The organism is Methanofervidicoccus sp. A16, assembly GCF_003351865.1.
Lineage (GTDB): Archaea > AGJL01 > Methanococci > Methanococcales > Methanococcaceae > Methanofervidicoccus.
This window is the reverse complement of record NZ_CP022242.1, coordinates 1,113,908-1,138,396: the sequence shown is the minus strand read 5'-3', so window position 1 is coordinate 1,138,396 and position 24,489 is coordinate 1,113,908. Positions and strand designations below refer to the sequence as shown.

At 33.7% G+C, this 24,489-nt stretch carries 22 protein-coding genes; 15 read left to right on the top strand and 7 right to left on the bottom strand.

Annotated elements, in window-relative coordinates:
* Positions 1-1,423: 1,423 nt before the first annotated feature.
* Positions 1,424-2,794, bottom strand: a complete 1,371-nt coding sequence (locus CFE53_RS05255; RefSeq protein ID WP_148120809.1) for a DHH family phosphoesterase — start codon at positions 2,792-2,794, stop codon at positions 1,424-1,426.
* A gap of 67 nt (positions 2,795-2,861) precedes the next feature.
* Here CFE53_RS05255 and CFE53_RS05250 point away from each other — a divergent pair, with 67 nt between their 5' ends.
* Positions 2,862-3,527, top strand: coding sequence for a protein kinase (locus CFE53_RS05250; protein WP_148120808.1), 666 nt, complete (start codon positions 2,862-2,864; stop codon positions 3,525-3,527).
* Between the two features lie 56 nt (positions 3,528-3,583).
* Here CFE53_RS05250 and CFE53_RS05245 read toward each other — a convergent pair whose 3' ends face one another.
* Positions 3,584-4,126, bottom strand: coding sequence for a V4R domain-containing protein (locus CFE53_RS05245; protein WP_148120807.1), 543 nt, complete (start codon positions 4,124-4,126; stop codon positions 3,584-3,586).
* 158 nt (positions 4,127-4,284) lie between these two features.
* On the opposite strand from CFE53_RS05245, the gene CFE53_RS05240 reads away from it, so the two are divergent.
* Positions 4,285-6,963 (top strand): valine--tRNA ligase, encoded by a 2,679-nt coding sequence (locus CFE53_RS05240; RefSeq protein WP_148120806.1) that lies wholly within the window; start codon positions 4,285-4,287, stop codon positions 6,961-6,963.
* Between the two features lie 908 nt (positions 6,964-7,871).
* On the opposite strand, the gene CFE53_RS05235 is transcribed toward CFE53_RS05240, so the two are convergent.
* Positions 7,872-8,435 carry a DUF483 domain-containing protein gene (locus CFE53_RS05235; RefSeq protein ID WP_148120805.1) on the bottom strand — a complete coding sequence of 188 codons (564 nt, stop codon included), beginning with the start codon at positions 8,433-8,435 and terminating at the stop codon, positions 7,872-7,874.
* Between the two features lie 469 nt (positions 8,436-8,904).
* On the opposite strand from CFE53_RS05235, the gene CFE53_RS05230 reads away from it, so the two are divergent.
* The 13 genes from CFE53_RS05230 to CFE53_RS05170 all read left to right on the top strand — a co-directional run bounded on the left by CFE53_RS05230 (position 8,905) and on the right by CFE53_RS05170 (position 20,997).
* A complete protein-coding gene (locus tag CFE53_RS05230) occupies positions 8,905-10,008 on the top strand; it encodes a DUF362 domain-containing protein (protein ID WP_371677920.1) in 1,104 nt (367 codons plus the stop codon).
* A 75-nt stretch (positions 10,009-10,083) separates the two neighbouring features.
* The gene (locus tag CFE53_RS05225; RefSeq protein ID WP_148120803.1) at positions 10,084-10,368 is read left to right on the top strand and encodes a cation:proton antiporter; all 285 of its coding nucleotides are present in this window, start codon (positions 10,084-10,086) and stop codon (positions 10,366-10,368) included.
* 3 nt (positions 10,369-10,371) lie between these two features.
* Positions 10,372-10,626, top strand: coding sequence for a DUF4040 domain-containing protein (locus CFE53_RS05220; RefSeq protein WP_148120802.1), 255 nt, complete (start codon positions 10,372-10,374; stop codon positions 10,624-10,626).
* Positions 10,627-10,636: 10 nt separating this feature from the next.
* Positions 10,637-11,383 (top strand): methanogenesis marker protein Mmp4/MtxX, encoded by a 747-nt coding sequence (mtxX, locus tag CFE53_RS05215; RefSeq protein ID WP_148120801.1) that lies wholly within the window; start codon positions 10,637-10,639, stop codon positions 11,381-11,383.
* 269 nt (positions 11,384-11,652) lie between these two features.
* Positions 11,653-12,468, top strand: coding sequence for a polyprenyl diphosphate synthase (gene uppS, locus CFE53_RS05210; protein ID WP_148120800.1), 816 nt, complete (start codon positions 11,653-11,655; stop codon positions 12,466-12,468).
* 777 nt (positions 12,469-13,245) lie between these two features.
* Positions 13,246-13,821 (top strand): hypothetical protein, encoded by a 576-nt coding sequence (locus tag CFE53_RS05205; RefSeq protein ID WP_148120799.1) that lies wholly within the window; start codon positions 13,246-13,248, stop codon positions 13,819-13,821.
* Between the two features lie 375 nt (positions 13,822-14,196).
* Entirely contained in the window at positions 14,197-14,994 is a 798-nt protein-coding gene (locus CFE53_RS05200) for an MBL fold metallo-hydrolase (RefSeq protein WP_148120798.1), read from the top strand.
* 8 nt (positions 14,995-15,002) lie between these two features.
* Entirely contained in the window at positions 15,003-15,635 is a 633-nt protein-coding gene (locus tag CFE53_RS05195) for a DUF2067 family protein (RefSeq protein ID WP_148120797.1), read from the top strand.
* On the top strand, positions 15,625-15,927 hold the full coding sequence (locus CFE53_RS05190; RefSeq protein ID WP_253254743.1) for a DNA-directed RNA polymerase subunit L: 303 nt from the start codon (positions 15,625-15,627) through the stop codon (positions 15,925-15,927). The genes CFE53_RS05195 and CFE53_RS05190 overlap by 11 nt, the downstream gene beginning before the upstream one ends.
* Positions 15,928-16,032: 105 nt before the next feature.
* Entirely contained in the window at positions 16,033-16,668 is a 636-nt protein-coding gene (gene psmB / locus CFE53_RS05185; RefSeq protein ID WP_148121170.1) for an archaeal proteasome endopeptidase complex subunit beta, read from the top strand.
* A 148-nt stretch (positions 16,669-16,816) separates the two neighbouring features.
* Positions 16,817-18,724, top strand: coding sequence for a beta-CASP ribonuclease aCPSF1 (locus CFE53_RS05180; RefSeq protein WP_148120795.1), 1,908 nt, complete (start codon positions 16,817-16,819; stop codon positions 18,722-18,724).
* Positions 18,725-18,825: 101 nt separating this feature from the next.
* The gene (locus tag CFE53_RS05175; RefSeq protein WP_148120794.1) at positions 18,826-20,073 is read left to right on the top strand and encodes a phosphoglycerate kinase; all 1,248 of its coding nucleotides are present in this window, start codon (positions 18,826-18,828) and stop codon (positions 20,071-20,073) included.
* A gap of 285 nt (positions 20,074-20,358) precedes the next feature.
* Positions 20,359-20,997, top strand: a complete 639-nt coding sequence (locus CFE53_RS05170; protein WP_148119920.1) for a DDE-type integrase/transposase/recombinase — start codon at positions 20,359-20,361, stop codon at positions 20,995-20,997.
* Between the two features lie 644 nt (positions 20,998-21,641).
* Here CFE53_RS05170 and CFE53_RS05165 read toward each other — a convergent pair.
* The 4 genes from CFE53_RS05165 to CFE53_RS05150 form a co-directional block, all read right to left on the bottom strand.
* Positions 21,642-21,905 (bottom strand): HypC/HybG/HupF family hydrogenase formation chaperone, encoded by a 264-nt coding sequence (locus CFE53_RS05165; protein WP_148120793.1) that lies wholly within the window; start codon positions 21,903-21,905, stop codon positions 21,642-21,644.
* 14 nt (positions 21,906-21,919) lie between these two features.
* Positions 21,920-22,423 (bottom strand): YqaA family protein, encoded by a 504-nt coding sequence (locus CFE53_RS05160; protein WP_148120792.1) that lies wholly within the window; start codon positions 22,421-22,423, stop codon positions 21,920-21,922.
* An 8-nt stretch (positions 22,424-22,431) separates the two neighbouring features.
* Positions 22,432-23,031: a pyruvate kinase alpha/beta domain-containing protein gene (locus CFE53_RS05155; protein ID WP_172456365.1), complete on the bottom strand. Its 600-nt coding sequence runs from the start codon at positions 23,029-23,031 to the stop codon at positions 22,432-22,434.
* 148 nt (positions 23,032-23,179) lie between these two features.
* On the bottom strand, positions 23,180-23,944 hold the full coding sequence (locus CFE53_RS05150) for an adenosylcobinamide amidohydrolase (RefSeq protein ID WP_148120791.1): 765 nt from the start codon (positions 23,942-23,944) through the stop codon (positions 23,180-23,182).
* Positions 23,945-24,489: the final 545 nt, after the last annotated feature.

Sequence of the window (24,489 nt, the reverse complement as noted above, 5' to 3'; positions counted from 1 at the left end):
TTTATATATTTTATTCTTTTAAGGATGTTGATACATGTGTTTAAACTTTATGTATTCATTTAAAAATGTTTCTCTTAATAATAATTTAAAATAGTTCTAATGATACCTTAGTTTCCATCAATAATCCTTTGAATGCAGAGAGTAGGACAGATTCTAATAGAATAGATGGTATAAACTCTAAATTATAAAGAATTATTTTTATAGTTTTTATCGTTTTATATTTTTGGTAAGATTGGATCTATAACCTTATATATTAGAAAAAGTAGTAATAAAAATTCTATAGAGATTACTAAAAAAAGAAAATATATAATAAAAAAGTAAAAATTATTGACAATATCTATCATTTTTAAAATGTTTCCTAAATATTATAAAATTAGAATGGAAAAATTTCCTCGTTATATTTTAAGGATATCCGCCAATTATAGTTTAGAATAGAAATCTCAATAGATCAATATAATTATCAAAATAGTTCATAAACCGATCCTGTTAAGGAGGGATCTACCTTCTTCCTCTAAAATATTCTCAGTAGTAAATGGAAGATTGCTGATCTTTTTAACAAGTTTTTACTTCCAAAATTATATTAAAAAAATTAAGAAGTCTCTATTTTTTGAACAATTTCTTCATATTATTTTTTCATTATTGTTGATAATGATTATTTCTTATTGGTTGATATTTATTAATTTTATGAGAATTTTGATAAGAATTTAGAATAATAATTATAATCAAAAAAATGATTAAAATCATAAACAAAATTTATTAAAATTATTAATACTCTAAAGATAAAGAAAGAACAAATACGAAAAATAAATATTTAGGGGAAAAGTTAAAATATTATCTATATTCTCTGAACTATATAGAGTACTGGAAAAATAGAACGGGATTTCTATTAATCTTTCTTCTTTAGAAGTTTTTTCCTCTTTTTTATTAATTCTTTTATATAAACCTTAATTATCATCAAAGTAACGATTTAAATAATTAAAATAAAAATAATAAAAAAGACTAGAAAAAAACCTTAGTTCCCACCAAGTAGTGATTAAAAGAACAGTGAAAATGATAATTGTTAAATAAAAACATGATTAAAATAATCAGTATAAAATCATATAAAAACTATTGAATATCCTAAGTTCTTTCTGAACACATAGGTATGATAGGAGATCTTATTCTGAATACCTGTATTAAAAGATATACAGAGGATCATTCTCCTTCAATATTATTTTTAAAATTTTTTGTATCTAGGATGATAGGAGTTTTCTGTTTTTTGAACTTTTTTATTTTTTATTTTTATTATTTTTATAATTATCTTTATTATTTTTAAACTATTCTTTGATGAGAACTAGGGTTTTTATATAAATATTATTCCTTTTTTAATTTTTATATTTTTAATTTATTTATTTTTTAATTATTATTTTATTTTTTTAAGAAATTAAGACAGTAAATCATCTGTTTTTCCAATATCCTCACTCTCTTTATCAATTCTTTTCTCTTCACCTTTTAATTGATCTCCTACAATTTCATCCACTTTCTGTAAGAAGGCATTAAGATATATCTTAGGTATTCTAGCTCCAGAGGCTATGTTATGGCCTCCACCACTACCTCCAAACTGGGAGGCGATACCCATAGCCTTTGAGAGATCCAACCCTCTCTCTACCAATAATCTATTACCCCTGGAGGATATCTTATAGTATCCTTCCTCCTCGTAGATACCTATAACTGGTTTATCTCTTACTAGTAAGGATGCCATATGTCCAATGGTGCCCTTCTTTCCAAAGAAGTACTCTATATTGTTTAATTTGTGGAGTTCTATACTCTTAAGTTGCTCTATTATCTCTCTCTTGTATCTAATATACATCTCCTTTCCTATCTTAATACATTCATCATCCTCTAAGGCAACACCTATACCCACTGAACCCATACCCTTCTTACCACAGGCGTTTAGGATCTCTGATAGATAGAAGGCGTCCTCTATCTTATGGTTTATAATATACCTGTCTACAACGATTTGAGACTCATCTACGTACCTCTTAAGTGCAGAAACTAATTTATCTCTCTCCTCTCCCTCTAAGTATGTTTTATTAGGATCTATACCTACTTCCTTAAGTAGGTTTATTGCACTTTCCTCATCACTTAACTCCTTAATATAAGGCCTTGTAGAGTACATTATAGACTGCCAGATAGGTAGGTCGTAGGCGTTGTAGATAATATCTTTTATTATACTCCTTAGATATCTGTACTCTCTAGCCTCATTTACTATAAATTTATTCATACCTATGAAAGGTTCATGCTGCATATCTCCAATAGCACCTATGATGGCGAATATACTTAGATCGTAAAATCCATATTCTCTAGCCACTAGATAACAGATACCACTTGCAGATATCTCTCTTGCCCCGTTGAGGTTGAATAGATGGGCATTAAGTTGATGTACTTCCTCCACCTTTGTATATCTCAACTTTGGAGGGTGATGATCTAAGATGATGGCATTCATATCTCTCTCTGCAATCGTGTCAATATGGGCACTACCCATATCACAGAAGATATAGAGAGGGTTGTTGTACTCATTGTGTATTCTATTGATGATCTTTTCATTTAGATGCTCTACTATGGAGAGGTGGAAGTTCTTGTTCAGCCTGTACAGCATCTTTATAAGTATGGCACCTGAGGCCAATCCATCTGCATCATAGTGAGTAATTACTCTTACTAATCCTTGATGATTTTTTATCTTCTCTGCGATTTCACTTACAGTTCTTTTATATTTCTCGTAGATTTTTTTATCTTTGAATACAGTCGTTACCATAATATCCCTCTATTATTTGCTAGTAATCATTATATATTATTTTTATAATAATTATTAAGGGAAAATTATGGATCATAATTTAGAGAAACTTAAGGAACATAAAATTATAGGTAGGTTGGTAGATTGGAAGAGGTTGGAGGATATATTAAATAACCATGATATAACACTCTTAGATATCCTTGGTAAGGGGCATAGGGGAGTAGTATTTAAAGGTGTATATAACAACAGAGAAGTTGCTATAAAGGTACCAAGGGTAGATGCTAAAAACACTATATATCAGGAGGGCTGTATCTTAAAAGAGGTAAATGCCTTGAACATTGGTCCTAAGTTATATACCTTCTCTAGAGATTTCCTTATAATGGAATATATCGAAGGAATCACCTTAAAGAATTATATATCCAGAGGAGATATAAATAAAGAAGAGTATCTTAACATTGTAAAGGAAGTTTTAAAACAGTGTGTCCGTCTTGATATACATGGAATAGATCATGGCGAGATACAGGGAGGAAAGCATATTGTAATAAGTGGGTCTCCTATTAAGGTGTATATTATAGATTTCGGTAGTGCTAAAATTGGAAGAACTCCCCGTAACTTCACCAGTGCAGTGTCTCTTTTCTTCGGTAAATCCTATATTGCAAATAGAACCTGTGAAATACTAGGTGTTACTGAAATTGAATTAGAGAGGATTAGAGAATTTGTGAGGAATTATAAAAGATACATAGTCAAAAAATAGAAAATTATTATATAGATATTAATATAAAAATATTATTTTTAATAGTTAGTGTAGTATTATCTTGAATATGCTACAAACTCACAGTAGTCGTGACCATTGGCATAACATTTTGATTCCACAACTTTAATTTTTTTATTTAATATCTCTTCTAAACATCCTTTTATGATTCCTCTTTCGAAGTAACATACACTTTTACCAACGTTTGGAAGGCCTGAACAGAAGGCGCACTCATATACACGAATTTTTATAGGATCTTCACTTACCAATTTTGGAATACCCATTCCTAAATATTCGAAACATTCCATCATTTCTTCTATAGATTTCACTCCCAAACTTTTTCCAAAATCTGCTCCTGCATTATATAGTTTAGACAGTGCGTTAAATCCTAAATACTTTACTATGGATAGATGTACAGCTCTATACGCTACAATATCTATACATCTGCCCAATGTTCGTCTATTAACCTCTCCGATATCTTCGAAATTTACTGGAAAATTTACAGGTAATTTGCTGGATAATTTATTTTTAGCATTTTGTAGTTTTCCTTTTTCTTTAGGAGCGTTAATTTTAAACAAATTTATTATTGAAAAATCAGGCATAAAAACCACGTGCGATAAAGATTTGTGTAGGTAGTTAGGTTAGTTATTAGGTATATTTATATATAGGGTATTATAAAGTATAAATATTTTTTTATTAATATTTGGATATTAAATAATAATTACAAATCATATGACAATATAATAAAGTAGGGAGAACTATGGAGATGCCTAAAGAGTATCCGTTAGAATTGGAGAAAACTGTACAGAAGAAATGGGAGGAGGAAGAGATCTTTAGGTTCAAAAATGACGAAAATAAGCCTCACTATATTATAGATACTCCACCACCATACCCTACAGGAAAAATGCACTTAGGACATGCCTTGAACTGGACGTACATGGACATAATAGCGAGATTTAAGAGGATGAATAACTACGATGTACTATTTCCCCAGGGATGGGACTGTCATGGCCTTCCAACAGAGGTAAAAGTTGAGGAGATCCACAATATAACGAAATCTGACATAGACAGGGAGGAATTTAGAAGACTCTGTATAGAACTTACAGAGGAGAACATTAAAAAGATGAGAGAACAGGTGAAATCCCTAGGTATATCCATAGACTGGAGTAGGGAATACATCACCATGAAACCTGATTATATCAAAAAGTCTCAAACTGCATTTGTAAGGATGTACAGGGATGGACTTATATACAGGGGAAAACACCCTGTCAACTGGTGTCCAAGGTGTCAAACTGCCATAGCCTTTGCAGAGGTAAATTACATAGAGAGGGAGACTTATCTAAATTATATCAAGTTCCCCTATGCAGAGGATGAAGATAGATATTTAATAATTGCAACTACGAGACCTGAACTACTCCCAGCCTGTGTAGGTATTGTGGTAAATCCAAAAGATGAGAGGTACAAGGATATAATTGGAAAAACTGTCAAGGTGCCCCTCTTCAACCAGGAGGTTAAGGTGTATGGAGACGAGGATGTAGAGATGGACTTCGGTACTGGAGTGGTAATGGTATGTACCTTTGGAGATAAGACAGACGTCCTATGGGTAAATAGACATGGACTTATGGTTAAAAAGGCCATAAACGAGAGGGGAGAACTTACAGAGATATGTGGTAAGTACGCAGGGATGAAGACGGAAGAGGCGAGAAAGAAGATAATAGAGGATCTTAAGAAGGAAGGTTATCTCCTGAAGCAGGAGGTTATAAAACAGAATGTAGGTGTATGTTGGAGGTGTAAAACACCTATAGAGATCATAGTTGGAGATCAGTGGTTTGTAAATATAAAGAAGTTGTTACCTGAGATCAGGAAGGTTATTGAGGAGATCAGGTGGACTCCTGAGTATATGAAGAAGAGACTACTACAGTGGATAGAGGACATGGACTGGGACTGGTGTATAAGTAGGCAGAGGATATTCGCCACACCTATCCCTGTATGGTACTGTCCAGAGTGTGGAGAGATAATAGTTGCCAAGGAGGAGGATCTCCCAATAGATCCTACTGTGGAGTGTCCCTACACCTGTAAATGTGGAAATAAAAACCTTATACCTGAGAGGGATGTATTAGATACCTGGATGGACTCCTCTATAACGCCGATGGTAATAACTGGATGGTTGGAAGATGAAGACTTCTTCAGGGAGCACTACCCAGTACAACTGAGGCCCCAGGGACATGATATTATAAGAACCTGGGCGTTCTACACCGTTGTAAAGTCTATAGCACTAACAGGTAAGAAGCCCTGGGAGGAGATCATAATAAACGGTATGGTATTTGGAGAGGATGGCCATAAGATGAGTAAGAGTAGAGGGAACATAGTAGAACCCTCCGAGATCACAGAGAGGTATGGAGCAGATGCCCTTAGGATATGGGCTGCCAACAGTTCCCTTGGAAACGACGTACCCTTTGCCTGGAAGGACGTTGATTACAACTATCGATTCCTCAGGAAGTTCTGGAATGCTGCAAGATTTGCAAGGATGCATTTAGAGGATAAAACCATAGAGGAGATAAAAGAGGTTATAGAGAAAGGGAATATTTCATTAGATAATCCAGTGGATCTCTGGATAATCAGTAAGTTGAATAGACTTATTAAGAGGGTTACTGAAGATCTGGAGAACTACAGGTTCAACACCATCGTCAATATCCAGAAGTTCCTATGGCATGAGTTCTGTGATAACTACATAGAGATGGTAAAGTACAGGTTGTATAAAGAGGATGAAGGATCTGAAAAAGATAGATTTAACTGTCTATATACACTCTACTACGTAATAACCAACGTATTAAAACTGTTAGCACCTTTTGCACCACACTTCGCCCAGATAGTTGGAGATATATACAAGGTAGATAATCTTCACACCACCTGGTGTAAAGTCCAGGAGGATATGATAGATGATGAGTGGGAGAGTGTTGGAGAGTTGGCTAAGAAGGTAGTAGTCTCTATAAGGAGATACAAGGCTAACAAAGGTATGCCCCTAAATGCCAAGTTGGAGAGGGTTGAGATATACCTGATGGATAAGAAAGATTATGAAAGGATATTAAAGGCTGTTAGAGATATAAAGGGTACTTTGAATATTGAGGAGTTAAAGGTTATAAATGGAAAACCTAAGTTGGAGCAGAAAATAGTAGAGGTAATACCTGATAAATCCAAGATAGGTCCACAGTTCAAGAGAGACTCTAAAAAGGTTATGGACTTTATAAGGAATGCAGATGAGGAAACTATTGAGAAGATCCTCCAGGAGGGCCTTGAGACTGAATTTGGTTTATTAACCAGGGAGCATATAAAGTCCATTAAGAGGGCACTCTTCAGTGAGGGTAAGATGGTAGACGCCGTAGATATAGAGGGAGTAGTAGATGGGATTGCTGTTATTGGAGTTGGAGAAGATAGATAAAACTTCAAGAAAGTTTTTTATCTCTAAATCTCTTATTTTTTAATAAATTATTTTAATCTCTTATAGTTTTTTTAAATTATAATAAAAATAACGATATTTATAAAAATTAATAAATAAAAAGGGAGACAGATAACTTCTTAAAAAGAGAGATCGGTGAAATCCAGCCCTACTTTCCCAGTGTTTAGTGTTGTCCAAGATATTAGGATCAATTTTTATTATTTCACCTATAGTTTGTCCTTTATTACGATTTTAAATGTTCTTTATTATTTTTTAATTTTAATTATTCTTCTTATAACTAATTTTATTTTATTTTAACCTTAATTCCCATTAAAGTAATGATTTAAATAATAAAAATAATAAAAAAGACTAGAAAAAACCTTAGTTTCCATCAGTAGTGATTAAAAGAACAGTGAAAATGATAATTGTTATAATAAAAATCATGATTAAAATAATCAGTATAAAATCTATATAAAAACTATTAAATACCCTAAGGATCCCTCTAGACACTTAGGTAAGATAAGGAATCATATTCTGGTATATCTACTGTATTAGAAGATATTCAGAGGGCTATTCCCCTCCAATCTTATTTTTAAAATGTTATATCTGGGATGATAGAAGTTTCTGTTTTTAAACATTTCCTTTATTTTTTATTTTTATTATTTTTATAATAATTTTTATTTTATTCTTTAAACTATCCTTTTGATGGGAATTAGGGTTGATAATAATATTGAAATATAATACTTTATAATAAAAATTAATAATAGCAACCTATTAGGAAGGATCTACTCCACTTCTATAGTATCCTAGAGCATCCAAGAGATTATCTTTTATTCTGATTTTAATACCTTTTTTATACTTTATTATAATTATTATTGTTCTTATCAGAATTTTTTGATGGGAATTAGGGCTTATTTAAGTTTAATTTTCTCATAGTACTCTCCATATCCACCGTGGTAATGGGGAAGTTCCCTAAATAACTCCTCCTCCAACTGAAGTATACTTTCATACTCACTCTGAGACACTGAACCTATGAGACACCTCTTCCAAGCCTCCTTACATTTTAAACTACAGGGTATAAAACCTGATGTTATCACTACAGCAACTTTTCCCTCCTCCTTTAAGTCCTCAACTTCCCTGAGATGCTCCTCATCTATGGCGAACCTTACAGATTTGAAGGATTCAATGCAACACCTTGGGTATCCCATCAACATCCCGTACTCCTCTGCAAAATCCAACCCAGAGTAAACTCCCAAGTAGGAGGATACTAAGGGATCTACGGCGGGCCTAACTGGAGGTTTGTACTTTTTAACGATTTCAATTTCTTTTTTAAGTCTAGATATTATAAGACTGTATATTTCATCATCCATATTCCTTATAAGATGGGATATATTTTTTAGATCCTCTTCTTCTTGGTTTTTTCTTATAGACACTATTTTTTTAAGTATATCTTCCATAACTCTAATGGTATCCATAGTTATCCCATTGAATGTTTTTTATTAACGGTTTTCTCTGATAATTTTCTGATAAAAGTTAAAATAAAAATAATGACAATAGATGTGATTTATAGTCATGAACAAAAATAATTATACTAAACAAACAACAACTATGGAGAATCTTATAAAAATAATAAGGATTATTATAATCAATAAAATAAAAATTCTTTAAATTATTTAAAAAAGAGTTAATACATTGAAATAGTAAAACCTCGCCATTATTTTCTCCACTTTACAGTGAACACTAAAGAGGGAGAATAGGATTTTGTCAACTCTATATTTCTTAGGGCTTTTACTCTTTTTATTTTAATTGTTATTTTTATTTTCCATTTAGTTTAAAAACATTAGTACATAATTATAAAAGAAGGATTAAAAATGAAGTTCGTATTTATAAAAGCCTTATTCATAAATATTTATAGTAGGGTCAAACGCCCTATCAGGTGTAATGATGGAAGTGTACTACAGTATTGTTAAGAACTACGATCTACTTGAAAATTACAACAACTTACTAGATCTTATTTTTGACAACTTAGAAGACTACAAAAGAATACTTATAAAACCTAATATACTGGGACCCTTCTCTCCAAGTAAGCATGTTACCACACACCCAGAATTTTTAGATTGGGTCCTTAGATATCTAATAGGGATAAGGAAAATAGATAAAGATAGGATTGTAGTAGGAGAGTCCTCTGGGTTCTCCACAGAGAGGGCCTACGAAGTATCTAAGATTAAGGAAGTCTGTGAAAAATATGATATATCTTTTATACCCTTTGAAAGGGATAGAAGTGTAAAGATAAAGTTGCTAAATACCACTATAACAATCCCAAAAACAGTTATAGACAGTGATCTAATTATAAATCTACCAAAGTTAAAAACTCATCTTCTTATGAGGTATACCGGGGCTGTTAAAAACCTATACGGCTGTATACCTGGTGGGCTGAAGCCAAAACTCCATGGGCGTTTTCCTCGAGAGTATGACTTTGCATATCTTTTGGTGGAACTATACAAATTTTTAGTAAAAGAGAGGGACATAATCTCAGTAATGGATGGTATCTGGGGTATGGAAGGTAACGGCCCAAGTAATGGAAGACCTGTAAACTCCAAGATAGTAATAGCCTCGAAGGATGCCCTCCCTTTAGACATCTTTGCAACCTACTACATAGGATATAACCCCATGGATGTTCTCACTAACAGGATTTTAATTGGTGAGAAATGCAACTGGGAGGAGAGGCTAGATATTTTAGAGGTTGGTAAGGCTGTTAAAAAGAAGAATTTAAAAGATATTCCAAGGATGAAATTTAGAAAACCAGACACCTTCTATCTAACATCTATACTACCACCTTTTATAGTGAGATTGATATTCTTCACTATGATACAGAAACCAAAAATAGATAAAAGAAGATGTAAGAGATGTGGTGTATGTGAAGAGGTATGTCCTGTAGGAGCCATATCTCTAGAGACCTTCAAAATAGATAGAAAGAAATGTATAAACTGCTACTGTTGTCATGAGATGTGTAGATTTAATGCTATTAAATTAGGAAGGTTTATATAATTATTATAATTAAAATAATAATTTAAAAATAAAAATCAATACTGATGGGATAGATTAAATATTACGGTGTGAAACATGTACGTTCCTATAAAGGAGATAGTACTTTTAATAGCCTCCATAGGGATACTACTGGCGTCTTACAGGTTATGGATTATGAAAGATGGAAAGAACATGGTTTATGCGCGTATCCATATTGCAGGTGTTATAGATCTCGCCTGTATACTTATAATGTTAGTTTTAAATCGGCCACTACTGGCACTTCTCTATCTAATTCTATCTCCCTTTGCTGCACATGCCATAGCCAATGCAGACTACTACGACAGGATGAGGGAGAGGGTAGTAAAAAGATTAAGGTGTTAAGACATGTCTCTAAGTGTAATAGACGGGGCAGTTTTAATACTTATTGTACTCTCCTACCTCGGTGCCTTAACTCAGAAGGATCTTATTAAGTGTGTAGTTTTAACTGGATTGGGAGGTTTAGGACTGGCATATGTATTTACATCCCTACTGGCTCCAGATGTTGCCCTAACTGAGGCTATACTTGGAGGTGCTGTACTTCCGGCATTCTTTGCATTTACAGTGATGAGGACCCAGAGGTTCGATGAAATAGAGGAGTAGACTGATAATCATGTATCTGATAGGGATAGACTACAATAGTAGTAATAGTAAGGAGGTACTGAAGGCGTATAAAAAACTTTTAAGTGAGGGGATAGATGTAAGACTTGTTGAAGATTCTAAGGAGTTGATAGATTCTGTGTTAAGGGGTGATGTGTTAGGAGGGATAAGGGGAAATTTATCCTCCTCAGAGGTGATCCCTTATCTGAGAAAACATATAGGGAGATTCTACAGGGCGTCGATTCTAAGGAATCCCTTCAGTGGTGAATACTTCCTTTTAACTCCTGTAGGAATAGATGAGATAGAGGAAGATAACAGTTTTAGGGATAAGATAACTATTATAGAGTATATATTGGAGTTTTTGAAAGATAGTAATCTATTTAAGGATGTAAAGATCGGAGTGCTCTCTGGAGGGAGACTCTCTGACTACGGTAGAAGTAAAAGGGTAGATAGGTTAATAGAGGAGGCGGTAGGTGTCGTTGATTATATAGGGAGAAAGTACAACGTCCATATAGAACATAAGGGTATAGTGTTAGAGGAGTACTTAAAGGAGGGCTTTAACGTCATACTGGCACCAGATGGTATATCAGGTAATTTAATTTTCAGATCTCTAGCCCTTGTATGTGGAGTTGAGGGGTGTGGAGCCTTAGTGCTAAGTAGAAGGAGAATAAGGTTTATAGATACAAGTAGAAGTGGTTCCTGGGACAGATACTACAACAGTGTAAAGTTTTTAAAAAACCTTGTTAATGATAAAAAATGATAATAATGGCTGATTTAAATTTCTTTATCATAATAACTTCTTAGAATAACATTCAAGTACAGTATTAAATGGGCGTGTATTCTTTTTAGTGTTTAGAGTCCTATAAAAAATTAATTTTAAATTTAAATTTTTTTATAATTATAATTTTTAAATGGATTTCAATATTAATTATAAAAAAATAAAATATTATATCCAAAAATTTATTAGTTCCTATAACATAACTATAAATCATACTATTTTTCAATTATTATCAAAATTTACAAAAAGAGATGAGTTTGGTGGTGGGGTTGTCCTTACTAATTAAAATTTACGACTTTTTTAACGAAGTAGGGTTATCGAAAATCTATGAGAAAATACTTGAAAAGAAAATAAATAGAAATAAAGTTCCTAAACATGTGGGAGTTATAATGGATGGGAACAGGAGGTTGGCGAAATTACTGGGGGAGAAACCTATAAAGGGGCATTATTTAGGTGCGAAGAAGGTTAGGGAGTTTATAAGGTGGTGTATCGATTTGGATATCGAGACAGTTACTCTCTACTCATTTTCCTTAGAGAACTTTCATAGGCCCAAGGAGGAGGTAGAGGCATTAATGGATCTATTTGAGAGAGAGTTTAGATCCATTGCTGAAGACCCAGATGTACATAAATATGAAATTAGTATAAAGGCTATAGGTAGACTACATCTGTTACCTAAGAGGGTGCAGGAGGCTATAAGGTATGCTGAAGAGAGAACTAAAAATTACAACAGGTATAGGGTCAATATCGCCATTGCATATGGAGGTAGGCAGGAGTTGGTAGATGCTGTCAAGAAGATCGCCGAAAAGGTGAAAAATAATGAATTAAATATTGAGGATATAACTGTAGAGACTATCTCTCAGCACCTGTACACTGCCTATCTTCCTCATCCAGATCCAGATCTGATAATAAGAACCTCAGGGGAGGAGAGAATAAGCAATTTTTTAATATGGCAGTCAAGTTATTCTGAACTTTACTTCTGCGATATCTACTGGCCTAAGTTTAGAAAGATTGATTTCCTCAGGGCGATAAGGGATTATCAGAGGAGGGTAAGGAGGTTTGGGAGGTAAGGATAGAACAAAATAAACATAAAACTAAGAATACTAGGGAGTATATTTTAGGTTTACCTATAATACCCAATTGGAAAAGTCCGTCTTTTAGTATTGTGTAGAAAACCAGGGAAAAAGGTTATTTATTTTTAATCACCCTAGTTCCCATCAAAAGAATAGTTTAAAAATAATAAAAATAATTATAAAAATAAAAATAAAAAATAAGAAAAGATTTTAAAATAAAAAATAAAGAATAATGTTTAAAAACAGAAACTTCTATTATCCCAGATATAGCATTTTTAAAAGAAGATTGGAGGGGAATGATCCTCTGTAAACCTTCTAGTGTAGTGGATATCAGAGTAAGATCCCCTATCTTACCTAAGTGATTAGAAAGATCCTAAGATATTTTTTATATTGATTATTTTCATTGTTCCTTTAATCACTACTTAGTGGGAACTAAGGTATTAAATATATATCAAAACCTTAAATCTTGATGGAGTTTCTACTTCCACTTTTCTTGTTAGGAAAATTTTTAATGTATTTTAATTATAAATATATTGATTTGTTAATTTATTATATAATTGATAATAATATTTGATTTTTATTAAGAAATTTTTAATGAAAACTCTTTTATAAAAATAATAACAATAATGATTAAAAAAATTAATTTTTAATAGGATATTCGATCGAGATTATACTACTCTACTCTATTTCATTATTTAGAATTCTATTAAAAAGAAACAGAGATAAGATTTAGTATAAATTTTTATATTTAATTATAATTATTATGTTGATAGTATGAATATATTAAAAATAGGAACAATTGTAAGTATATTTGTTGTAATTACCTCACTATATTGCTATGTACATAACAACAATAAAGGGACAGCCCCAGGTTTTAACGGTGAAAACTACACCATAGAGGAATTTGAAACATCTAATAACATAAGTGAAGTAAAGAATAAAACATACAGCATTACAAAAAGAGTTGAAACATCTAACAACATAAGTAATAGAAATATAATAAATAATTCAAAAAATAACTCCAAGAGTAAAATATATATAAGGTATCCTAAAATAATAAACTATACTATTTTAGAGTATGGAAAATACAGCGATAGAAAAAACCCAGATTATTACATCTACCTAGATGTATGGAAGAATAGAACTGTTATATTTATATATGGTGGGAAGAAACCTTTTGACTACGACCTATCTGTTGAGAAGGTTGTAAGATACAGTAGGGATAATTTAACTATATATGTTAAGAGAAAGTATCGAGAAGATCTTGTAATAACTAGTTCTTATATAGTCCTTGAAATCAATGACAGTGTTAAAAATATCAATGTAATATACCTAGACCAGGAGACATGAAAGATGTAAATTTTATTTATTAATCTTTTCCCTTTAAAGACCTCTAGGGTTGTAATATCCTCCATTTTATAAAACATGATCTATCTCATTCCTTAGAATTAAAACATATTACTCAAAAAATTCTAGAAAGAGATGTATTTTCAACCTTCAAATGTTGATCCTATTTCTTTTAAGTGTTTTTATTTTTATATCAATCAATAAAATAAAATAAGATTATTTATAAATATATCAAACTAAATCATTAATCCTGAGACAAAGTTTAAAACTAAAATAATTACAAAACTTACTAAAAACCTCTAAACCTTTTTCCCTAATACTAAAATTTATTATATTCACAGAATATCAATTTTCAATATTAAATGAGAGGGATGTGGTATCTTGGTAGATATAATATTCTTAGGTGCCGGAGGAGGTAGGTGGGAAACTATATATCAAAATAAGGGTACTGGAGGTTTTAGAATACATACTGAAAAAACACGACTACATGTAGATCCTGGTCCTGGGACGTTGGTGAGAATGAAAGATTTAAATATAAATCCTCTAGATACAAACATACTCTTCGTATCCCACGATCATCCAGATCACTACACAGATGCAGAGATAATAGTAGAGGCTATGACTAAGGGAATGACAAAGAAGAGAGGACATATTGTAAGTAATATCTCTGTTTTAGAGGGGTTTGGCAAGTATGAGAATGCAATATCTAAATATCATCAATCTATGTGTGAGGGAGTTCATGTACTAAATCCTGGAGAGTCTGTAAATCTTTATGATGTAAAATTAACTGCTACGAAGACAAAACATGGGGATCCCTTTGGAATCGGTTTAAGAGTTAGTACATACAACGGGGATATTGGATATACTGGAGATACTGAAAAGATAGATTCCCTCTCTCAGGACTTCGATGGAGTTAGGATACTTGTAGCCAACGTTATGAGGGAGAGGGGTAAGAGGATAAGGGGACATCTATGTTCCAATGATCTAGTGGACCTCCTGGAGAGTATGAATAAAAAACCTGAGTTAGTTATTTTTAATCATATGGGCCTAAAGATGACAAATGTAATAGGAGAATGTAGGTACATCTTGGAAAGTACAGATGTTAAAGCTATCGCAGCGAAGATTGGGTTGAAGGTTTCTTTATATAAAGATTTCTATAGTATAGTGTATCTCTAGGTGAGAGTATGAAAAAAATTATAAGTTTGAGAGCATCAAATAGGGAGATCTTAGATTTCTGTAATGAAATATCAAAGATGGATATTAACTGTTCCGTAGAATCTAAGACCATCTACAGTGAATGCGAAGATATAAATACCTTCAGAATTAAGATATACGGGTACGACAAAGATAAACTTACAGAGGACTATAGAACTGTAAAAGCCTTGGTAAACAAAATCCATAGAAGATACAATCCAGATCGAAAAGGATATTACGAGTTTTCACTATCTGAGTTGAAATTCCCTATAAACAAAAATCTAATTATGGAGACGTTAGAGTTGTTAAATATTGACTATATATATAACACAGATAGTGGTAGCATGAAGTGTAAACTATCCTACGACGAATTTAACAAGATCTTAGCGGAGTTGAACAGTATAAGCAGTGATCCAAGGTTGAGTACAATAAAGATAGGTTCAAAACCTGTGAAGAACATCCTTGTCCTTCTCTCCTACCTTACTAAAAAGGATATAGAGGATATCTTGGAGGAGTGTATTGAAAAGGAGTTTTTTAGAGTGGAAGAGGATGGTACAATACAGTTAAATAGGGATCCTAGACTTATAAAGGAGTACTACTTAAAGGGGAGAGATGATGAGTGAATACGTAAAGGTATTAAATAGAAGTGAGAACAGTATAGAGTTAGAGATAGTAAATGAGGATCATTCACTATGTAACTTAATTAAGGATATCTTATTAAAAATGGAGGATAAAGTTGTTATGGCCTCCTACTGTATAGAACACCCTGTCTTAGATCCTGAAACTGGTAGGTATATATCTAACCCTAAGATAACCCTTATAACCAAGGAGGGGGTGGATCCTCTAGAGGTGCTCAAGGAGGCTTTAAGGGAGATAGTGAATCTATGTGATAGATCCCTAGAAAATTTAAGGTAATTTTATATAATAATAAATATTAAAATAAAAAATATAACTACTATTTTTTAATACCTGTTAAAATTGTGAGGGGAGGATTAGATGATGATGTCCAACGACTTATATATGGAATATATGAAAGGGACTACCACTATCGGTCTTATATGCAAAGATGGTGTAGTGCTTGCCACCGACAGGAGAGCCACAATGGGCAACTTAGTTGCAGATAAAGAAGCGAAAAAGTTATATAAGATAGATGATTATATAGCCATGACTGTGGCAGGTAGTGTTGGAGATGCCCAGGCCCTCGTTAGATGGATCTCTGCAGAGGCCAGGCTGTATAGACTAAGGTCTGGAACCTATATACCACCACACTCCTGTGCAGTACTTCTAAGTAATATACTACATGGCAGTAGGTACTTTCCTTTTTTAACCCAGTTGTTAGTTGGGGGATACGACAACCTATACGGTCCAAAACTATTTTCTCTAGACCCTCTAGGTGGAATAAATGAGGAGTCATCTTTTACAGCCACAGGGTCTGGTTCTCCAACTGCCTTAGGTGTCTTGGAGAGTGAATACAGGAAAAACATGACTGTAAAGAAAGGTAGAGATCTAGCAGTTAGGGCTCTTATATCTGCAATGGAGAGGGATGCCTACTCAGGTAACGGTATCTCCCTTGGAGTGGTAGACAAGAATGGAGTTAAGATATACTCTGAAAATGAGGTGAATAGGTTAGTAAATAGGATTAAGAAGAAAAAATAAAGATTTATTAAAAAATAAATTGTTTTTTTCATTTAATTTTAGATATTAATTCTTTTTATTAGAGAGTACTATCTTTTACTTTTCTTTACTTAAAAAAGATTTATTTTTATTTTAATTATAAATTTAAAAAATTTTTGGAGGGTTCGTTTTGTCAGCTGAGGAGCTGTTAAAGGAGATAAAGGAATACGTAATAAAGAATTCACCGGGGAACGCTGTAATTACCGACGTCCAATTTGAGGGACCAGAGGTGGTGATATACTCCAAGAACCCTGAGATCTTTTCAAACACATTTATCAAGAATATTGCAAAGATATTTAAGAAGAGGATAACTGTAAGGCCAGATCCCTCTGTTTTAACAGATCCAGAAACTGCCAAGGATAAGATATTGGAGATAATACCAGAGGATGCAGAGATAACAAACTGTATATTCGATGCCAACACTGGAGAGGTAATTATAGAGTCCAAAAAACCTGGGCTGGTTATTGGAAAAGAGGGGCGCACCTTGGAGGAGATCAAGAAGGCTATAAAGTGGGCTCCTAAACCTGTTAGGACTCCTCCCATACCCTCTGAAACTATCAATGCAATAAGGGCTACACTTTACAGGGAGAGGGCAGAGGTTAAGGAAATACTTAGAAAGATAGGTAGGAGGATACATAGGGATGTAAAACTGAAGGGGGATGCCTGGGTTAGGGTATCCTTCTTAGGAGGTGCAAGGGAGGTGGGGAGGACCTGCAACTATCTACAAACACCGGAAAATAGAATCGTTATAGACTGTGGGATAAATGTTGCAGTAGATGGAGAGAGAGCCTTCCCTCACTTCGACACTCCAGAGTTCTCCATCGAGGAGATAGATGCTGTAGTTGTCACCCATGCTCACTTAGATCACTGTGGTTTCGTCCCAGGACTCTTCAGATACGGCTACGACGGGCCAGTATATTGCTCCAGACCTACAAGGGATCTGATGACACTACTTCAGAAGGACTATCTAGAGATTGCAGAGAAGGAGGGGAAGGTTGTACCCTACACCACCAAGGATATCAAGAAGTGCGTTAAACACACCATACCTCTCGACTACGGAGTAACTACAGATATTGCACCTGCAGTAAAACTAACTCTACACAATGCAGGACATATCTTGGGCTCTTCTATAGCACATCTACATATTGGAGAGGGGTTGTTCAACATAGCATATACAGGGGATATAAAGTTTGAAGCCTCTCGACTATTGGAACCTGCAGTATGTCAGTTCCCAAGGTTGGAGGCGTTAATAATAGAATCCACCTACGGGGGACAGGAGGATACTCTTCCAGACAGGGAGAAAACAGAGAAGGAGTTTCTAAGGATCGTCTCAGAGACTGTAAAGAGAAGAGGTAAAGTACTTATACCAGTATTCGGTGTAGGTAGAGCCCAGGAGTTGATGCTCGTTTTAGAGGAGGGATACAACCAGGGAGTATTCAACGCACCAGTGTACTTAGACGGTATGATCTGGGAGGCTACTGCAATTCATACAGCCTATCCAGAGTATCTATCGAAGAGTATAAGGGATAGGATACTCCACGAAGGGGACAACCCATTCCTATCTGAGGTATTTAAGAAGGTTAAAAATACAAACAACAGGAGGAACATAATAGACAGTGATGAGCCCTGTATAATACTTACAACCTCAGGTATGCTAACTGGAGGTCCAAGTGTAGAGTATTTCAAAGCCTTAGCAGGGGATGAGAGAAATTCCCTTATATTTGTAGGTTATCAGGCTGAGGGCACCCTTGGAAGGAAGGTGCAGAAGGGCTGGCGTGAGATACCTATAACTGGTAAAAATGGGAAATCTAAGGTAATAAAGGTAAATCTAGAGGTTCATACCTTAGAGGGGTTCTCTGGACATAGTGACAGAAAACAGTTGTTAAAGTATTTAAGAAAACTTAAACCTATGCCTGAAAAGATACTTATGGTCCATGGTGAAGCCTCAAAATGTGTCGATCTTGCAAGTACCGCTTACAAACTCTTTAAGAAAGAAACAAGGGCGCCTATGAACTTAGATGCTGTTAGAGTAAGATAGGTTTGTAAAATTATAGGTAAGAGTTAATAGATAATAATTATAAAAAGTAAAATTAAAATTATATCAATAATCTCTCCTATCAAAAAATTAGGAGGTAAAAGATGTTCCTAACTATGGATGATTTCGATTTTAAGGGGAAGAGGATAGCCTTACGGGTAGATATAAACAGCCCTATGGATGTTAACAATTATACTATCTTAGACGATACGAGGATAAGGGCCTGTAAGGACACCATAGAGGAACTGTCTAATGAAGGGGCGAAGATAGCAATATTGGCACATCAAAGTAGACCGGGAAAGAAGGATTTTACACCTCTCTATCCACATGCCCAGAAGTTATCTGAGGTCTTAGGTAGGAATGTTGAATACGTAGATGATCTATTTGGATCTCATGCTTTAAACACTATAGAGAGAATGGAAGATGGAGATATTGTATTACTGGAGAACGTAAGGTTTTACTCTGAGGAGGTATTAAAGGATTGGAATACCTGGGATGACTCTATCCCAAAGAAACAGGGTAGTACATTAATGATAAAAAAGTTGTATCCCTATTTCGACTATTTTATAAACGATGCATTTGCAGCGGCACATAGAGCCCAGCCGTCCCTAGTAGGTTTAGCCTACTATATGCCTGCAGTTGCTGGAAGGATCATGGAGAGAGAGATAAAAGTACTTAGTAAGACCTTGAAGGACCCTGATAAACCTTCAATCTATATACTTGGAGGGGCTAAGGCTGACGACAGTATAGAGGTTATAAAGAACGTCTTAAAGAACGATTCTGCAGACAAGGTTTTAACAACTGGGATCGTTGCAAATATCTTCCTTATAGGAAAAGGCTACGATCTAGGACCTAACAAAGATACTATTGTAAATATGGGATACTTAGATCTCATAGATGTTGCAAGGGACCTTCTAGATACTTATGGAGATAGAATAGAGGTACCACTGGATGTTGCATTAAACGTAGATGGAGAGAGAAGAGAGGTAAAATTAAAGAGAGGGGAGAGGGTTACCTATCCTATATACGATATAGGTAGTGAAACTATAGAGTACTACGACGGGATAATAAGAGAGGCTAAAACAATTGTTGCAAATGGTCCAGCAGGTGTTTTTGAGAATAAAAACTTTTTAAAGGGTACTGCAGAGATACTGAAAAGCATAGTTAAATCTAAGGCGTTTACAGTGATAGGAGGAGGCCATCTATCGGCAGCTGCTACTATGGTTGGCGTTGCAGACCAGATAGACCACATAAGTACGGGAGGAGGAGCATGTATTCAATTTTTAGCAGGTAAAAAACTACCTGTGATAGAGGTGTTGAAGAAATCGTATAGAGAATACGTTGCGAGGTAGGGCTTTTAAGAAGGTAGGAAAGAGGAGCACATAGTAGGAATATAAACACATTTAACTGAAATAACAGTGAATAAAAATAAAAATATTTAAAAAAAGAAATAAGTCTATAAAAGAGGCTAAAAGATTTAGGGTTTTTAACATTTATTTTTAATTTTTGTTGTTATTATCTAAGATTCTTAATTTTTTACTATATTTTTATCATTTTATTAATAATTAATTATTATTTTTATGGTCCTGTCCACATAAAACAAACATCATATATAACAATGTACATAAGATACTATTATGCTAAGAGTAAAAGATATTATAAAGGAATTAAAAATCTTTAAGAGGAACAAAATACCTATAGAAATTAAAACACTCGCCATTGCAACCTACATTCAGACATCTTCAGTAAGAAGAACTGCCAGAATTCTTTCAGAGATTTATCCAGTCTCAAAAACATCAGTTTGGAACTGGATAAATAAGTTTAAAGAAGAATTATCCATTACAACAGAGGAAAGAGAAAGAGATCTAATAGCGGTGGATGAAACTGTTGTTAAAGGTGGCGGGAAGCACTATTACGTTTATTCAGCTGTAGATGTTGAGAGGAATGAATTAATTTTAATGAGAGTCTATACAATAAGGAATCATCTAATTACGAGGTCCTTTGTAAAGAAAGTACTGAAGTACTGTAGGGGTGAGCCTAAATTCCTTATAGATAAAGCCCCATGGCTAATTAGTGCTCTAAAAAGTCTTAATTTAAACTTTGAACATCAGACCTTTGGGCGGGGGAGTTTGATAGAATCGGTGTTTTCTTCTCTGAAGCAGAGGGTAAAGATCTTTTTCTGCTCTATTAATGCTAAAAATCCTGTTAGAAACTGGAACTTCTTTTGTAGGTTATTTGTTCTGTATTATAATAAACTGAGGTGGTGTTTATGTTAAGTGGACAGGTCCGTTCCCACCAAAGTAGTAATTAAAAATAATAAAAAAATAATTATAATTATAAAAATCATAATGAAATAATCAATAAATTCTGATAAAAATAATTATAAAGTAATAAAAAGAAGGTATTAAAAATCAAAATAAGAGATAAATAATTCCTCCTGGGACGCTCTAAGATACTAAATGGAAGTGGAGTAGATCCTTCCTAACAGTCTGCTATTATTAATGCCCTACTTCCCATAAAAGTGATAACTACTTGTTTATCCAGTATCCAATATTATTATATTTTATTATTATCCCTCTTAAGATTTTTATTATTTTTTATATTATTATTTTTTATTATTCTTCTTACAATCTTGATGGGAACCAGGTTAATGTTAAATATCCTTAGGATCTTTCTGAACACTTAGATAAGATAGGAGATCTTATTCTGGTATCCACTATATTAGAAGGTATTCAGAGGATCATCAATCTTCTTTTAAAATTTTCTGTATCTAGGATGATAGAAGTTTTTATTTTAAAATATTATTATTTTTATAATTATTTTTTTATTATTCTTTATATTATAACTTTGATGGGAACTAGGGTTTATTTTTTATCTTTTAATTTTTTTATAAAATTATTTTTATTATTATTCTCAAAAATTATTGCTCCTTATCCTCTTTCTCTTCCATCTCACTTAAAGCCTCAAATAACTCCTCCCACGCCTCTAAACTTAACTTTGCATCCTCTTCACTTAACACCTCTAAGGCATACCCAGTATGTATTAGTATGTAATCTCCAACCTTTACATCCTCGAGAAGTGTTAATTTAGCCTTCTGTCTCACTCCCTTATACTCTGCAATGGCGTATCTCTCTCCATTCTCCTCAAATATCTCTACAACCTTACATGGTATTGCTAAACACATACTACAACCTCCTTTTAACTTATAACATTTCTCAACAACTCCCAGATATCCGAGCCCCAGAGTGCAAAGGGAAGCACAAATACCCCGTACTTCATCACCCTACTCACCAAGATGGCAAGGATATACCTATCAAAGGGCATCTCAAAGGCTCCACATACCCAACACATTACCTCAAAAGGTATAGGTGTGAAACTTATAACGATGAAACCTAACACCCCATACTTTCTAAAGAACTCCTCCCCCTTCCTATAATCCTCCTCCTTAAATAACTTCAGTGCCAACCTCTCCCCGTACCTTGAGGAGAGGTAGTATGTAATAGTAGATCCAAGTAAAGATCCTGAGAGGGCAGAGAGAAGGACATACCTCCAATCTAAACCCATGGAGATAGCAAATATCATAAATATTTCCGTTGGAAAAGGTTGAAATATAGGTTCAGAGAAACCGATGATAAAGATACCTAACAACCCGTACTTCTCAACCAACCCTAAAAAGACATCTTTAAGGGATCCGATGTCCATCTTAACCCTTACTCATCCATCTTTCTCTTATCCCTTGGCATACAGATGATCTCCCTTAACTCTATATCGAAGAAGTTCCTTAGATTTGCAGGCTTTATCACAACTGCAGTATCTGCCCCTCTACTCCTACCACCAATTGCAATTACATCATTTTTAGTTTTAATAAGCCCCCCATCTACCGCCATCAGGGTAATCTCATAACATACCTTCAACCCATGTCCAAAGGTTCTCAATGTATGGGCAATTATCTCTACAGGATAGGCTCCACCAAACTTGTTAGATATTGCCCTCTCAACTCCACTTAGGGCATGAGGTCCCATGAATATCTTTGCACCCCTTCTCTTCAACTCCTCCATAGTCTCCTCACTCATGGTAATTACATCCTCCCCATGAAACCCCTGATGGTATGTAACCACTACTACATTTAGATTTAAACCTTTCTCCTCCAGTATATCCAAGAGTTTCCTTGCAGTGTCTCCATAGGAGGATGCCACCACTATATCCTTGATATTTAATTCTTGTGCCCTCTCAACTGCCAACTTTAAAGTCTCTTCTGTATTCTGCACCCCTGCCCTCTCGAAGTATACTATAGATTTCTTGATACTCATTTTTCCACCTGTATTCTATTAGAATATTAACATTTTAAGGAGAAAGGATTACATTTGAGTTTAATCTACCTTTTTATTTAATTTTTATGTTTTTATTATAATTAATATTATTTTTATTTTTTTAGATATTATAATAAAATTTTCCCACCTATACATCCAACTTATCCTGTTTTATCAGAGCCTCCCTTACACTCCTCTTAACAACCTTGGCCATCATCTCCCCTATCTTAGTATGTCCCCCTGTATATTGCACCCCTCTTCCATACCCCTTAACTACTATTACGTTATCAGTACCAGTACCTGTTGCCTGTAATTCAGGATGTTTTGTACTCCTTATATCCAACTCCTGGAATGCATTTGTCTTAGCCTCTGTAACTGTTATTATACTTCTAGCCATAGCCCCATCTGTCAAGTTGGCATTTGTTATAAGTATAATATTTACTGTACCTACTTTCTTACCCCCAGAGATCTTCCCATCTACTATCCTATATGTTTTAAAGTCCTTCTCTATATAATCACTCTCCTCATCCCCCAACCTTACAGCGTTGTACTTCGCCCCAGCAGTTGTAAAGGCCACTACATAAAATTCATCAAACTCCTCCTTCGCTATGGCAAGGTTGTCCATATCTGCACCTGTGGATAGTAGTGCTATATCCTCCTCCCTAACCCCTATCTTCCTTAGAACCATCTCTCTGTATCCTCTATAGTTATGTACCTTATCCCAGAATGGAACTGGTATAGAGGTATTTGCAACGTACTTCACAACTTTAAATCCCTCCCAGGTGGATAGTACCTTCCTACGTTTTTTAAACTCTATCAGTAGTGTTTTAGTCTCTTCAGATTCATCTCCTATCTCTACAGTATGTTTTACCTTTAAGGCTCTCCAGTCATCTAATTTGTATATCTTTTCCATAATTCCACTCACTACAATTTAGATAGGACTAATAAAAATAACTAATTTTAGAAGATATAAAAAATAAAAAATTAAAAATATATAAATTATGGTAATAAACAAAATTTTTTAAATTAAAAAATAATTATTAAATAAAGAAAATAACAGGAAGAATAAAAATAGCCTTTATTTTTTTCGACTACACCCTGTACTGGAACTGGGAAAAACGAGCAAGATTTCTATTAATTTCCAATTTTTATTTATTAAATTTTTATACTATACTTTTTACAGCTATTTTTAATTCATTATTATTTTATTTTTAATTTAAAGACAATAAAAGTTTTTTAAAGATTTTATTTTAATTTTTAGTATTTATTTTTTATAATCATTATTAAATATTTAGATGAGAAAAAATAATTAAAACCTTAGCTCCCACCAAATAGCGGTTAAAAGAACGATGAAAATGATAATTGTTATAATAATAAAAATCATGATTAAAAGAACAATGAAAATAATCAATATAAAAACTATTAAATGCCCTTAGGATCTTTCTAATCACTTAGGTA

What these genes read in the sequence shown, in the direction of transcription:
- CFE53_RS05255 (WP_148120809.1), bottom strand. Translation starts at nt 2,794, where the DNA reads ATGGTAACGACTGTATTCAAAGATAAAAAAATCTACGAGAAATATAAA.
- CFE53_RS05250 (WP_148120808.1), top strand. Translation starts at nt 2,862, where the DNA reads ATGGATCATAATTTAGAGAAACTTAAGGAACATAAAATTATAGGTAGG.
- CFE53_RS05245 (WP_148120807.1), bottom strand. Translation starts at nt 4,126, where the DNA reads ATGCCTGATTTTTCAATAATAAATTTGTTTAAAATTAACGCTCCTAAA.
- CFE53_RS05240 (WP_148120806.1), top strand. Translation starts at nt 4,285, where the DNA reads ATGGAGATGCCTAAAGAGTATCCGTTAGAATTGGAGAAAACTGTACAG.
- CFE53_RS05235 (WP_148120805.1), bottom strand. Translation starts at nt 8,435, where the DNA reads ATGGATACCATTAGAGTTATGGAAGATATACTTAAAAAAATAGTGTCT.
- CFE53_RS05230 (WP_371677920.1), top strand. Translation starts at nt 8,905, where the DNA reads ATGGAAGTGTACTACAGTATTGTTAAGAACTACGATCTACTTGAAAAT.
- CFE53_RS05225 (WP_148120803.1), top strand. Translation starts at nt 10,084, where the DNA reads ATGTACGTTCCTATAAAGGAGATAGTACTTTTAATAGCCTCCATAGGG.
- CFE53_RS05220 (WP_148120802.1), top strand. Translation starts at nt 10,372, where the DNA reads ATGTCTCTAAGTGTAATAGACGGGGCAGTTTTAATACTTATTGTACTC.
- mtxX (WP_148120801.1), top strand. Translation starts at nt 10,637, where the DNA reads ATGTATCTGATAGGGATAGACTACAATAGTAGTAATAGTAAGGAGGTA.
- uppS (WP_148120800.1), top strand. Translation starts at nt 11,653, where the DNA reads ATGAGTTTGGTGGTGGGGTTGTCCTTACTAATTAAAATTTACGACTTT.
- CFE53_RS05205 (WP_148120799.1), top strand. Translation starts at nt 13,246, where the DNA reads ATGAATATATTAAAAATAGGAACAATTGTAAGTATATTTGTTGTAATT.
- CFE53_RS05195 (WP_148120797.1), top strand. Translation starts at nt 15,003, where the DNA reads ATGAAAAAAATTATAAGTTTGAGAGCATCAAATAGGGAGATCTTAGAT.
- CFE53_RS05190 (WP_253254743.1), top strand. Translation starts at nt 15,625, where the DNA reads ATGATGAGTGAATACGTAAAGGTATTAAATAGAAGTGAGAACAGTATA.
- psmB (WP_148121170.1), top strand. Translation starts at nt 16,033, where the DNA reads ATGGAATATATGAAAGGGACTACCACTATCGGTCTTATATGCAAAGAT.
- CFE53_RS05175 (WP_148120794.1), top strand. Translation starts at nt 18,826, where the DNA reads ATGTTCCTAACTATGGATGATTTCGATTTTAAGGGGAAGAGGATAGCC.
- CFE53_RS05170 (WP_148119920.1), top strand. Translation starts at nt 20,359, where the DNA reads ATGCTAAGAGTAAAAGATATTATAAAGGAATTAAAAATCTTTAAGAGG.
- CFE53_RS05165 (WP_148120793.1), bottom strand. Translation starts at nt 21,905, where the DNA reads ATGTGTTTAGCAATACCATGTAAGGTTGTAGAGATATTTGAGGAGAAT.
- CFE53_RS05160 (WP_148120792.1), bottom strand. Translation starts at nt 22,423, where the DNA reads ATGGACATCGGATCCCTTAAAGATGTCTTTTTAGGGTTGGTTGAGAAG.
- CFE53_RS05155 (WP_172456365.1), bottom strand. Translation starts at nt 23,031, where the DNA reads ATGAGTATCAAGAAATCTATAGTATACTTCGAGAGGGCAGGGGTGCAG.
- CFE53_RS05150 (WP_148120791.1), bottom strand. Translation starts at nt 23,944, where the DNA reads ATGGAAAAGATATACAAATTAGATGACTGGAGAGCCTTAAAGGTAAAA.